The 11,968-nt window shown below is 45.6% G+C and carries 11 protein-coding genes; 10 read left to right on the top strand and 1 reads right to left on the bottom strand.

The window, feature by feature from the left end; genetic code table 11:
- Positions 1-6 precede the first annotated feature (6 nt).
- From hflC to oppF, 10 genes are all read left to right on the top strand, one after another.
- Complete coding sequence (gene hflC, locus VN23_RS04665) at positions 7-876, top strand: protease modulator HflC (RefSeq protein ID WP_046349898.1); 870 nt, start codon at positions 7-9, stop codon at positions 874-876.
- On the top strand, positions 873-1,058 hold the full coding sequence (locus VN23_RS04670; RefSeq protein WP_046349899.1) for a DUF2065 domain-containing protein: 186 nt from the start codon (positions 873-875) through the stop codon (positions 1,056-1,058). The genes hflC and VN23_RS04670 overlap by 4 nt, the downstream gene beginning before the upstream one ends.
- Before the next feature lie 90 nt (positions 1,059-1,148).
- On the top strand, positions 1,149-2,303 hold the full coding sequence (locus VN23_RS04675) for an ATP phosphoribosyltransferase regulatory subunit (RefSeq protein ID WP_046350167.1): 1,155 nt from the start codon (positions 1,149-1,151) through the stop codon (positions 2,301-2,303).
- Between the two features lie 111 nt (positions 2,304-2,414).
- Positions 2,415-3,710, top strand: a complete 1,296-nt coding sequence (locus tag VN23_RS04680; RefSeq protein WP_046349900.1) for an adenylosuccinate synthase — start codon at positions 2,415-2,417, stop codon at positions 3,708-3,710.
- Between the two features lie 809 nt (positions 3,711-4,519).
- Positions 4,520-5,539 (top strand): porin, encoded by a 1,020-nt coding sequence (locus VN23_RS04685; RefSeq protein ID WP_046349901.1) that lies wholly within the window; start codon positions 4,520-4,522, stop codon positions 5,537-5,539.
- Between the two features lie 122 nt (positions 5,540-5,661).
- Positions 5,662-7,269 (top strand): peptide ABC transporter substrate-binding protein, encoded by a 1,608-nt coding sequence (locus tag VN23_RS04690; protein WP_046349902.1) that lies wholly within the window; start codon positions 5,662-5,664, stop codon positions 7,267-7,269.
- A gap of 134 nt (positions 7,270-7,403) precedes the next feature.
- On the top strand, positions 7,404-8,324 hold the full coding sequence (oppB, locus tag VN23_RS04695; RefSeq protein WP_046349903.1) for an oligopeptide ABC transporter permease OppB: 921 nt from the start codon (positions 7,404-7,406) through the stop codon (positions 8,322-8,324).
- Between the two features lie 14 nt (positions 8,325-8,338).
- Entirely contained in the window at positions 8,339-9,238 is a 900-nt protein-coding gene (locus VN23_RS04700; RefSeq protein ID WP_046349904.1) for an ABC transporter permease subunit, read from the top strand.
- A gap of 15 nt (positions 9,239-9,253) precedes the next feature.
- Positions 9,254-10,246 carry an oligopeptide/dipeptide ABC transporter ATP-binding protein gene (locus VN23_RS04705; protein ID WP_046349905.1) on the top strand — a complete coding sequence of 331 codons (993 nt, stop codon included), beginning with the start codon at positions 9,254-9,256 and terminating at the stop codon, positions 10,244-10,246.
- A complete protein-coding gene (oppF, locus tag VN23_RS04710) occupies positions 10,239-11,228 on the top strand; it encodes a murein tripeptide/oligopeptide ABC transporter ATP binding protein OppF (protein WP_046349906.1) in 990 nt (329 codons plus the stop codon). The genes VN23_RS04705 and oppF overlap by 8 nt, the downstream gene beginning before the upstream one ends.
- Positions 11,229-11,369: 141 nt before the next feature.
- Here oppF and trmL read toward each other — a convergent pair whose 3' ends face one another.
- Positions 11,370-11,834, bottom strand: a complete 465-nt coding sequence (gene trmL / locus VN23_RS04715) for a tRNA (uridine(34)/cytosine(34)/5-carboxymethylaminomethyluridine(34)-2'-O)-methyltransferase TrmL (protein ID WP_046350168.1) — start codon at positions 11,832-11,834, stop codon at positions 11,370-11,372.
- Positions 11,835-11,968: the final 134 nt, after the last annotated feature.

Below are 11,968 nucleotides of genomic sequence, written 5' to 3' on the forward strand. Positions count from 1 at the left end.
AGCAGCATGAATCGAATCCTTCCTACTTTAGCCTTGGTGTTATTGGCTTTGTTTGTTTTTTCAACATCGTTTTTTACTGTAGATCAGCGCCAATACGCGGTGGTTTTCCAGTTTTCTGAAGCGGTGCGTGTGATTAAAAATCCGGGCATTAACTTTAAAGTGCCTTTGCTACAAGAAGTTCGCTACTTTGATAAGCGTATTTTAACGATTGATGAAGAAACGCCTGCGCGTATCCAAACGATTGAAAAAATGAACGTTAAGGTTGATAGCTTTATTAAGTGGAAAATCGTCGATGTAGAGAAATACTACAAGGCCGTGGGTGTGGACCAACGTAAGGCGGTAGAGCGTTTACGTAATACGGTAAACAATATGCTGCGTGATGAGTTTGGTAAGCGCACAGTGCAAGACGTGATTTCAGGCAAGCGCGATGAAGTGATGGATACGGTACGTAAAGTGGCCGATTCTGATGCGGCACGGATTGGTGTGCAAGTGATTGATGTGCGGATCAAGCGCGTTGAGCTGGAAGACGCTACGCTCAATTCTGTGTACGAGCGTATGCAGTCCGAACGTAAAGCTGTGGCCAACCAAATGCGTGCTGAAGGCTCGGCCGAAGCTGAAAAAATTAAAGCCGATGCAGATCGTCAGCGCGAAGTCACTTTGGCAAATGCTTATAATAAAGCTCAGCAAATTAAGGGTGAGGGCGATGCAAAAGCCGCTGCCATTTATGGCGAAGCGTATGGCCGCAACCCAGAGTTCTATGCTTTCTATAAGAGTATGGATGCCTATAAGCAAAGCTTTGCTAAGAAGAGCGATGTGATGGTGGTTGATCCTAGCTCGGAATTCTTTAAATACATGAAGAACCCGAAAGCGAAGTGATTGATTCATTAATTTTAGCTTTTGCATTGATGCTTATTTTTGAAGGAATCATGCCATTTGCCTTTCCTTCTGTGTGGCGTAGTACAATGCAAAAAATAGCAGACTTAGATGATTTTAAAATTCGTCTCATTGGTCTGGGGTGTTTGCTAGCAGGTTTGGTGTTTGCGCTGTTTGCTCGCTAGACTATCTCTTTAAGAAGTGTGTGCCCGCGCTGTACTGTATGTACAGGCGGGCCTTTGTTTGAAGGGCTTTATTTTTTAAAGCAAATGACTATGCGCAACTGGATCCTTCCCGAGTATATTTCCGACGTTTTGCCTTCCGAAGCGCGTCAAATTGAGGCTTTGCGGCGTAAAGTACTCGACCTCTTTGCCTGCTATGGCTATGAGCAAGTTGCGCCGCCCCTGATCGAGTACGTAGAGTCTTTATTTACCACTGATGATAGTGCTTTAGATTTAAAGACATTCAAGCTGGTTGATGAGCTAACCGGTCGGCAAATGGGTTTGCGGGCTGATATTACGCCTCAGGTGGCCAGAATTGATGCACATATTTTAAATCGTCAGGGTGTTACCCGGCTTTGCTACGCAGGCTCAGTCGTCAATACCCGGCCTGATGGTGTGTTGGCGACACGTGAGCCGCGCCAGATTGGTGCAGAGATTTATGGCTGTGCCGGTGTAGCCGCTGATGTGGAGGCGGTGGAGTTGATGTTTGAGAGCCTGGCGCTGGCAGGCTTAAAATCACCGCGCTTAGATGTTGGTCATATTGGTTTATTTCATGCGTTGGCGGATGAGGCAGGCTTAAAGGGAAATCATCGCGCTGAAGTCTTTGCAGCTTTACAGCAAAAAGATTTATCGACGATTACCGAAGTCACTGCCGCTATTGCTCCTGAACTACAAGCTGCTTTATTACTGCTGCCCTCTTTTTATGGTGGGCATGAGGTGCTTGCAAAGGCGAGGGCTAAGCTGCCACCTCTGGCCGGTGTGCTGGCTGCCCTCGATAGTCTTGATCAGCTGACCGCTGCTTTGCAATTGCGTGGCATTGTTGTGCACTTTGATTTGGCCGAATTACGCAGCAGTTACTATCATACGGGTCTGGTTTTTGCTGCCTACGCACATGGGTTTACTAATGCGGTAGCACGTGGTGGGCGTTATGATAGCGTAGGCGAAAAATTTGGCCGATCCCGCCCGGCGACTGGTTTTAGTATGGATTTACGCGAGTTTTCATCGCTGCCATTCCCGTCTTTACGCTCGGGTGTTCTGGCTCCGGGCGGAGATGATGTCGCCTTATTGGCGGCCATTCGTGCATTGCGCAGTGCAGGCGATATTGTTGTGGTCGATCTGGGTGTGCTTGCATCTGAGGTCAGTGTTGATCGTGAGCTTAAACGGGTAGATGGTCAGTGGCAGGTATTGCCGCTGGCCGCTACTTGTTAATTATTAGTTTCTCTGGTGTGTTGCCTCGATTGGGGTATGCCGCTTAGTGCATTACGCGATATGTAGATATCGCGTGTTTTGGTTACGTTGGTTTTAATAGTGAGGTTTGGCATGAGCAGAAATGTGGTCGTGATTGGTACCCAGTGGGGTGACGAAGGTAAAGGCAAGATCGTTGACTGGTTAACCGATCACGCACAAGGCGTGGTTCGTTTTCAGGGCGGTCACAATGCCGGTCATACACTGTGGGTGGGCGGTAAAAAAACCGTTCTGCGTTTAATTCCTTCAGGCATTTTGCATGCGGGTAAGGCTTGTTTTATCGGCAATGGTGTAGTGATTTCTCCTGAAGCCTTGCTGAAAGAAATTGATGAGCTGGAAGCTGCCGGGATTGATGTTGCTAGCCGATTACGTATTTCAGAAGCTTGTCCGCTGATTTTGCCGTATCACATTGCCATCGATCAGGCGCGTGAAGCTGCAAAAGGTGAGATGAAGATCGGTACCACCGGCCGTGGTATTGGCCCTGCGTACGAAGATAAAGTCGCTCGTCGCTCAATTCGTTTGCAAGATCTGTATCACCCAGAGCGTTTTGCCGCCAAGTTGAAAGAAAACCTCGACTGGTACAACTTTGCCCTGAAAAACTATTTCAAGGCTGAAGAAGTTGATTTCCAGAAGGTTTACGACGAAGCTCTGGTTTACGCTGAGCGTATCAAGCCGATGTTGGGTGACGTGTCACGTACGCTTTACGATATGAATAAAGCGGGTCAGCCGCTGTTATTTGAAGGCGCGCAAGGTACCTTGCTTGATGTCGATCACGGCACGTACCCTTACGTTACTTCTAGTAATTGTGTGGCCGGTGCGGCTTCTGCGGGGGCGGGTGTTGCGCCACAAATGTTGCAATACGTATTAGGCATTGTGAAGGCTTACACCACGCGTGTGGGCTCGGGTCCTTTCCCTACTGAATTGTTTGATGATGTAGGCGCTGGCCTTGCGTCACGGGGCCATGAGTTTGGCTCGGTAACGGGTCGTGCGCGTCGCTGTGGCTGGTTTGATGCTGCAGCCTTGAAGCGCTCTATCCAGATTAATGGTGTATCAGGATTGTGTGTCACCAAGCTGGATGTGATGGATAGCATTGAAACGATCAGCATTTGTACTGGCTACAAGCTTGATGGTGAAGTGATCGACATCTTGCCAATTGGTGCTGAGCAAATTGCGCGTTGCGAGCCTATTTACGAGCAAATGCCAGGTTGGTCTGAATCTACCTTTGGTGTTAAAAAACTAGAAGATCTGCCTGCTAATGCGCGTGCTTATCTGAAGCGCATTGAAGAGATCTGCGAAGCGCCGGTAGATATTATTTCTACAGGTCCTGAACGTACAGAAACCATCGTATTACGCCATCCATATAACGGCTAATATTTTGTTTTCTGCTTAAAAAAAACCCGCCTAGTGCGGGTTTTTTTACGGGTATTGTTTGGCGTTTTGTATGTACTAAAGTGATTAACAGGTGGTTATGGCTGAGTTTTTTCTCATGCATATATTTCTTCATCATCTTGTGCTTGTTTTTTGCTGCTAAATTTAGGGATGTTTTTGGTTTTATATGATGAGTGGTTGATGATTTTGTGGTATTTTGCACCTTGATTTTGTTTTTAATTTAGGGTTTATATTTTTTGTTGTAAAAAAGAAACATGCCATTACTTAGGGTTTTTTGGTATTTTTTGTGTCATTTTTACTGTTTTTTTAGTTTGGACTACCGACAAGTGGTAAGGCAAAGTCGCTGTTCGGTACATAAGAGGTGTTGTTTTTTTGTTTTTTGGTAAAAAACACTAAATGGTATGCAGCGTTTTTAGGGCGAAGTAAATTCGGAAAAATAACCGTGCTCTATTTTGGTGCGTCTCTTAAAAGTTAATGCATTACATCTATGATATTCGTAAGTGCTTGGTAATGTGAAAATTCCCGTTACTGCTCTGGGGGAGAGTAAGTGCCCTCTCCTTTTTAGATATTAAGAAGCCTTCCAGTTTGCACCAATATAGTGCGTATTTTCTTGTGATAGATTTATTGATCTTAAAAAGGGGAGCATTGCAATTAGTGTTTTCATTTTGAGTTGGCACGATTCTGCTCAAGCTAAAAAACACGGTATGACCCCAGTAGGCAGCTAGAAGGAAAAAAGCATATCTTCTTAGCGTAGGTAAAAGCAGGTCTTATTCGATCCTAAGGAGAACTAAATGACTTTTAAGAAAATTTTGGCAACGGCCATTGCAAGTTTATGTGTTGTTTCTTATGCGCAAGCAGATGTAACGCTTTATGGTATTGCACAGAAGTCGATTGATTTTGGTAATACCACAGGTGATGTAAACAAATTTTCTCTAGAGGATATTGGTAGCCGCGTAGGGTTTAAGGGCTCTGATAAGTTGGATAACGGTTCTAATCTGCTATGGAAAATTGAGTCCGGCTTAAGCACATTTGGTAGCCGTGAAGCGTGGATTGGCATTGAAACTAAAGATCTGGGTACTGTGCGTTTTGGTAAAAGCAAAGGTGCATACGATCTATTGGTTGAAACGTTTGATTTGTTTGAAAGCAATACGACTTTGGCAAGTACATTTCAAGATGCTACTTATAGCACTCGTCATGAAAATGCAGCGTTTTACACAACACCAACTTGGGGTGGTTTTTCGGCTACTGTGAATGCGGTTATTGATAGCACTGCAGGGAAAGGAAGTAGCCAAAAGGGTTACGATGCGACTGTAAGCTTTACTCAGCCTAAATTTGCAGTTTATGCGGGTACAAATAGCTTGAAAAATCTTGCTCGCGAAACTATTACGGGTGGTTTGGTTGAGAAGTCAGATTCAAAAGTAACTTCGTATTTGCTGGGTGCTAAAGTATTCCCGGTTGAAGGCCTTCAGATTGGTGCGCTATACCAAAATACTAAGCAAGATGCTGCATTTGCTGGTGGTGAGTTTAAGCGCGATAGCGCAATTGTCATGGCGCAATATGAAGTAGGTAAGTGGGTGCCTCGTATTGGTTATGTATACCAAGGTGAAGGTAAGCAGGGTGATAAGAAAGTAGTTGCTAAAGCTGGCCAATTTCAATTGGGCACCGATTACAACCTTACTAAATCATCTTTGTTGTATGTTGAAGGTGCTTTGATTCAGAATAAAGACGAAAACACTTTCTCTACCAGCGTAAGTAAGGGTTTGAAATCAAATGCTAAGGTAATTAGCACCGGCATGATTCTGTTGTTCTAAGTTTTAGTTTTTTATGCGGTGCTGCGTAAGCAGTGTATCGTAAGGTAAATCACTTCTTCTTGATTGAAGAAGTGATTTATTCAAACCAATCACAAACGGGTATCGCCCTTTAAGGAGACACAATGAGCTGGACTATGAAATCAGTGACATTCGCGCTTGCATTTGCATTAGGCGGAGCGGCATTTGCAGCGACAGTGCCTGCTGGTGTTAAGCTTAGCGATAAGCAAGAAATGATTCGGAATAATGGATCTGAAGTGGAAACACTGGATCCTCATTTGGCTGAATCTGTTGGGGCGAATAATATTACCCGTGATTTGTTTGAAGGCTTAACGACTTCCGATAACGAAGGTCGTTTACACCCCGGCGTGGCAACGAGCTGGAAGCAGACAGACCCAACGACTTGGGTGTTTAGTTTGCGTAAAGATGCTAAATTCTCTAATGGTGATCCTATTACGGCTGCTGATTTTGTTTACGGCTGGCAACGTTTTCTTGACCCTAAGCTCGCCTCACAGTACGGCACAGCTTATGGTATTTTTGTATTAAATGGTCTGGAAATTGCTGAAGGTAAAAAAGCACCTTCAACTCTAGGTATTAAAGCAATTGATAAATACACGCTTGAAGTAAAAACACCGAACCCTATTTCCTACTTGCCAAGTGTCTTATCTAATTCACAATTTGCGCCTGTGCATAAGGCAACCATTGATAAATTCGGTAAAGATTGGACTAAGCCAGGCAATATGGTTGGCAATGGTGCATATGCACTGAAAGACTGGAAAGTAAATAGCAAAATTGTGATTGAAAAGAATCCCCAGTATTGGGATGCAAAAAACACGGTATTAACTCGTGTGACCTATCTGCCTGTAGAGGCGGGTAACGCTGAATTAAAGCTGTATCAGTCTGGTGATAATGATTTTATCTATCAATTGCCAGCAGGGCAGTATGAGAAGCTGAAAAAAGATTTCCCGCAAGAAATCAAAAATGGCCCTATTCTTGGCCTGCGTTATTACTCATTAAATAATAAAGATCCAATGATGAAAGACGTGCGCGTGCGTAAGGCGCTGTCTATGGTATTGGATCGCGATATTCTGGCGCAAAAAGTAACCGTAGATGGTCAGATTCCTGCATATGGCGTAACGGTTAAAGGGCTAGAAGGCGCTGACGTAACGACCTACGATTGGGTTAAGTGGCCAATGGCAAAACGTGTTGAAGAAGCCAAGAAATTATTGGCTGAAGCAGGTGTTAAGCCGGGTGCAAAAATTAAATTTACCTATAACACCGATGATTACCATAAAAAAATGGCCCTGTTTGCTTCTTCTGAATGGAAAAACAAACTGGGCTTAGAAACTGAATTAGACAGCCTTGAATTTAAAGTATTATTGAAAAAACGTCACGATGGCGATTTCCAAATTGCGCGTAATGGCTGGTTGGCTGACTATAATGATGCCACCACTTTCCTGACTTTGGTTCAGTGTGGCTCATCACAAAATGATAACTTTAACTGCAATAAAAAAGCAGAAGAACTTATTAAACAAGGTAATGAACAGCAAGATGTTGCTAAGCGCAAAGCATTGCTTACGCAAGCCGCAAAATTGGTTATGGATGATTATCCAATGATTCCATTGCTGCAATACACCCTGCCACGTTTAGTTAAGTCTTATGTGGGTGGCTATTCCACTAAGAACCCGGTTGATCGTTATCTAAGCAAAGAGTTTTATATTATTAAGCATTAAGACTTAAAGTAGTAAAGTACTGCCGCTTTGGGCTTTTAGCTCAAAGCGGCGTTGTTTCGTATGCGTATGGCTACCAATAGAGTAGCGCGGGTATGAAGTATTTGTGGAAAATAATAAATAAGGAGGGGATCCCGATGTGGGCTTATACATTCCGTCGAATTTTGGCGACGATTCCTACAATGCTGGCCGTTATTACGGTCTGCTATCTATTGCTGCATTTAACGCCAGGTGGCCCGTTTGATTCAGAGCGCAAAGTATCTGAAGCGGTACTGGCCAATTTGCAAGCTAAATACCATTTGGATTTGCCGCTTTGGCAGCAATATTTATACTATTTAAAAGGTTTATTGCAGGGTGATTTAGGTGCTTCTTTTCGCTATGCAGATTGGAGTGTGAATGATCTTGTGGCCGCTGCGCTGCCGGTGTCGCTCACTATTGGTGGCGGTGCGATTTTACTTTCGGTTATTATTGGCGTAGGGCTGGGTATTACTGCTGCGTTAAAACAAAATAGTTTTATTGATTATTTTGTGATGCTGATCGGCAATATTGGCAGCACGATTCCTTCTTTTGTTTTAGGGCCAGTGTTGATTTTAGTTTTTGCGATTTGGATCCCTGTGTTGCCAGCCGGTGGCTGGGATGAATTCAATGTGCGTTTTATTATTTTGCCTCTTTCCCTGCTGACGTTTATTAATGTATCAACGATTGCCCGTGTGATGCGTGGCAGTTTAATTGAAGTTATGAGCAGTAATTTTATCCGTACAGCTCGAGCAAAAGGTCTGCCTTTAAAAACGATTGTATTTCGCCATGCTTTAAAGCCTGCCTTATTGCCGGTGGTTTCGGTATTAGGCCCACTGGCTATTTCCTCTATCACGGCTGCCGTGGTAACTGAATCGGTATTTTCTTTGCCAGGGATTGGTAAATTAATCGTGAATGGCGCAAGCAATCGGGATTACACCCTTGTATTGGGCCTGGTTGTGCTTGTTACTGTGGTTGCGGTATTACTTAATTTATTGGTCGATTTAGCCTATGCGCTACTTGATCCTAAAATTCGTTATTAATAGGCGGGGTTGTCATGCTATTTAGAAACAAAAAACTCGCCGCAACGCTGGAAAATTTGCCAGTAGAAGGACGTAGCCCTTGGGCGGATGCGCGTCGCCGCTTTTTTAAAAATAAAGCAGCAGTCATCAGCGCTATTATTTTAATGATCATTACAGTGGCCTGTATTTTAGGGCCGTATCTATTGCCAAATTCTTATGAAGATACTGATTTTGGTGCAATGGGCTTGGCTCCTACTTTAGATAACTGGCATTTGTTTGGCACAGATGAATTAGGCCGTGATCTATTAGTACGTAGCTTAATTGGTGGCCGTATTTCTCTGATGATCGGCGTGCTGGCTACCTTAACCTCAGTGGCAATCGGCGTAATATGGGGTGCAACAGCTGGCTTTTTAGGCGGTAAAGTCGACGCAGTGATGATGCGTATTGTCGATATGATGTATGCCATTCCTTATTTATTGATTGCTATTTTGATGGTGACTTTATTAGGGCGTGAATTTTATTTGGTCGTGCTAACGATTACGGTATTTGGCTGGATGGATATGGCTCGTGTTGTGCGTGGGCAGACTCTAGCGATTAAATCGAAAGAATATATTGAAGCGGCTCACGCAATTGGTGTGCCGACATGGAAAATCATTTTTCGTCATGTGGTGCCTAATTTATTGGGTATTGTGGTGATTTATACCACCGTGACCGTGCCGGGTGTGATTTTGACTGAGTCTGTCTTGTCATTCTTGGGTTTGGGTATTCAAGAGCCGATGACTAGCTGGGGAGTGTTGATTCATGATGGTGCGAGCGTCATGGAAACCACCTCGTGGCTGTTGCTATTCCCCGCGGCCATGCTGTCTGCCACCTTGTACTGTGCCAATTATATCGGTGACGGCATGCGCGATGCGCTTGACCCGAAAGATCGTTAAGCGGAGCCGAAGAATATGAGTTTATTATCTGTAAAAGATCTCGGTGTGCAATTTGCCACCAATGATGGTGCAGTTAGCGCCGTGAATGGCGTTTCTTTCGAGTTAAATCGCGGTGAAACACTGGGTATTGTGGGCGAATCAGGCTCAGGTAAAAGCCAGACTGTTTTGGCTTTAATGGGTTTGCTGGCTAAAAACGGCAAGACACAAGGTAGTGCTTTGTTTGATGGGCAAGATTTATTGTCTATGCCAGCTCATCAGCTTAATAAGATTCGTGGCAATCGAGTGGCGATGATTTTTCAGGACCCGATGACGTCCTTGAATCCTTATCTCACTGTAGAGCGTCAAATGACCGAAGTGCTGGAGCTGCACAAGGGCATGAGTCGCCGGGATGCAAAAAAGCGCTCTATCGAGCTGCTTGATGCCGTAAAAATCCCTGAAGCGGCCCGCCGCGTAATGATGTATCCGCATGAGTTTTCGGGCGGTATGCGTCAGCGTGTCATGATTGCAATGGCGCTGTTGTGTGAACCTGAATTACTGATCGCCGATGAGCCAACCACCGCGCTGGATGTCACTGTGCAGGCGCAAATTATTGCGTTGTTAAAAGATCTGCAGCGTGATTTTGGCACGGGCATTGTGATGATTACCCATGATTTGGGCGTGGTTGCCGGTCTTTGTGAAAAAGTCTTGGTGATGTATGGCGGCCGTGTGATGGAGCAGGGAAACGCCAGCGATATTTTCTATCATGCAACGCACCCTTACACGATTGGTTTGCTGGGCGCATTGCCTCGCCTCGATCACGATGATTCGACAAGCCTGATTTCTATCCCGGGTAATCCACCCAATATGGCGCATATGCCGCCGGGCTGTCCGTTTAGCGAGCGCTGCGTGCATGCGCTGCCACGCTGCCATAGCGAATTGCCTTTGCTACTGCCTGTGGGAGCGGGTGGTGTATTGCGTGCTTGCCATAAGCCGCTAGAAGAAACCAAGTTGGAGGTGGCTCATGTCTGATACACGTCAACCTATTTTGTCTATTCGTGATTTAAAAGTACATTTTGCTGTGCGTCAGGGCGTGAAATGGCCGTGGCAGGCGAGCAAGCAGCTGAAAGCCGTGGATGGCGTGTCACTGGATTTATACGCGGGCGAAACACTGGGCGTAGTGGGTGAATCGGGCTGTGGCAAATCAACGCTGGCGCGTGCGGTGCTGAATTTAATTCCGGCTACCAGTGGCAGTATCGTCTGGATGGGCAAAGAGATGCACGGCGCAAGCAGCGCTCAGTGGCTGAATGCACGTAAAGATATCCAAATGATTTTCCAAGACCCGCTGGCGTCTTTAAACCCGCGCATGACCGTCGCACAGATTATTGCCGAACCCTTAAAAACGCATTATCCGGATATCTCTGAAGCCGATGTGATGGCGCAGGTAAAAGCCATTATGGTGCGAGTGGGCTTGCGGGAGCAGCAAATTAATCGCTATCCGCATGAGTTTTCTGGCGGCCAGTGCCAGCGTATCGGTATTGCGCGGGCGCTGATTATGAAGCCTAAGCTGATTGTGTGTGATGAGCCGGTTTCGGCGCTGGATGTATCGATTCAAGCGCAGATTGTGAACTTGCTTAAAGAATTGCAGCGTGAAATGGGCATGGCGCTGATCTTTATTGCTCACGATCTGGCGGTGGTGAAGCATATCAGCGATCGTATTTTAGTGATGTATTTGGGCCATGAAATGGAGCTGGCCAAAAAAGCCGCGCTCTATTCGCACCCCAGCCATCCTTATACACAGGCGCTTTTGTCGGCGATTCCGCTTCCTGATCCGGATCGTGAAAAAAACAAGGTGATTCAAATCTTGCAAGGTGATTTGCCCAGCCCAATTAACCCGCCATCAGGCTGCGTATTCAGAACGCGTTGCCCTAAGGCAGAAGCGCAGTGCACTCAGCACATCCCCAAGCTGCGCGAGCTGAGCAAGGAAACACAAGCGGCGTGCTTGTTGGCGTAGGTTTCAAGCCTGTAGATACAGAGCGCACCGAGGTAAAAGGAGTACACCGAGAAACCCCAAGAGCGAATATCTCTTGGGATTTTCTTATGTTTTTCTCTGTGTGCTTTGTGTTTTTACCGTGCTTTGTGCCTACAGAACTTTTTACAAAGCCCCAGCAAAATCCATCTGTCGCCACGCCTCAAACACCGTGATTGCCACCGCATTGGATAAATTCAAGCTGCGATTATCCGGCATCATGGGTAAACGAATGCGGCGATCCGCCGCGAATTCATCACGAATTTCCTCAGGTAGGCCACGTGTTTCAGGGCCGAACACAAAAACGTCACCTGTCTGATAGATAATGCGGTCGTGCCTTGTTGAGCCTTTGGTGGTCATGGCAAAAAAGCGCTGTCCTGCTAAAGCGGCTTGGCAATCTGCCCACGATTCATGAATTTTCATGGTAGAAAATTCGTGATAATCAAGGCCAGCACGGCGCATGCGTTTGTCTTCTAGTTCAAAACCAAGTGGTTTGACCAAGTGCAAGCTGCAGCCGGTATTGGCAGCAAGGCGAATCACATTGCCGGTATTGGGTGGGATTTCGGGCTGGAATAATACGATATGGAACATAATGTATGCGTGCTTTGAGGGCAGGGCCCAGAGTTGGCGTGTGATGCGCAGGTTAATCGGGCGTTTGCCGTATTTTAAAAGAATATTCAAAAAAATGCCTGCTCCATTCCCTTTTTTATAGGCGGACTTTGGCA

It is taken from the genome of Janthinobacterium sp. B9-8, from assembly GCF_000969645.2.
In the GTDB taxonomy this organism is placed as follows: Bacteria; Pseudomonadota; Gammaproteobacteria; order Burkholderiales; family Chitinibacteraceae; genus Iodobacter.

Excerpts from the sequence above, each read along its gene's own strand:
- VN23_RS04675 (WP_046350167.1), top strand. The coding sequence starts at position 1,149 with ATGCGCAACTGGATCCTTCCCGAGTATATTTCCGACGTTTTGCCTTCC.
- VN23_RS04685 (WP_046349901.1), top strand. The coding sequence starts at position 4,520 with ATGACTTTTAAGAAAATTTTGGCAACGGCCATTGCAAGTTTATGTGTT.
- VN23_RS04705 (WP_046349905.1), top strand. The coding sequence starts at position 9,254 with ATGAGTTTATTATCTGTAAAAGATCTCGGTGTGCAATTTGCCACCAAT.
- VN23_RS04690 (WP_046349902.1), top strand. The coding sequence starts at position 5,662 with ATGAGCTGGACTATGAAATCAGTGACATTCGCGCTTGCATTTGCATTA.
- oppB (WP_046349903.1), top strand. The coding sequence starts at position 7,404 with ATGTGGGCTTATACATTCCGTCGAATTTTGGCGACGATTCCTACAATG.
- hflC (WP_046349898.1), top strand. The coding sequence starts at position 7 with ATGAATCGAATCCTTCCTACTTTAGCCTTGGTGTTATTGGCTTTGTTT.
- VN23_RS04700 (WP_046349904.1), top strand. The coding sequence starts at position 8,339 with ATGCTATTTAGAAACAAAAAACTCGCCGCAACGCTGGAAAATTTGCCA.
- VN23_RS04680 (WP_046349900.1), top strand. The coding sequence starts at position 2,415 with ATGAGCAGAAATGTGGTCGTGATTGGTACCCAGTGGGGTGACGAAGGT.
- oppF (WP_046349906.1), top strand. The coding sequence starts at position 10,239 with ATGTCTGATACACGTCAACCTATTTTGTCTATTCGTGATTTAAAAGTA.
- trmL (WP_046350168.1), bottom strand. The coding sequence starts at position 11,834 with ATGTTCCATATCGTATTATTCCAGCCCGAAATCCCACCCAATACCGGC.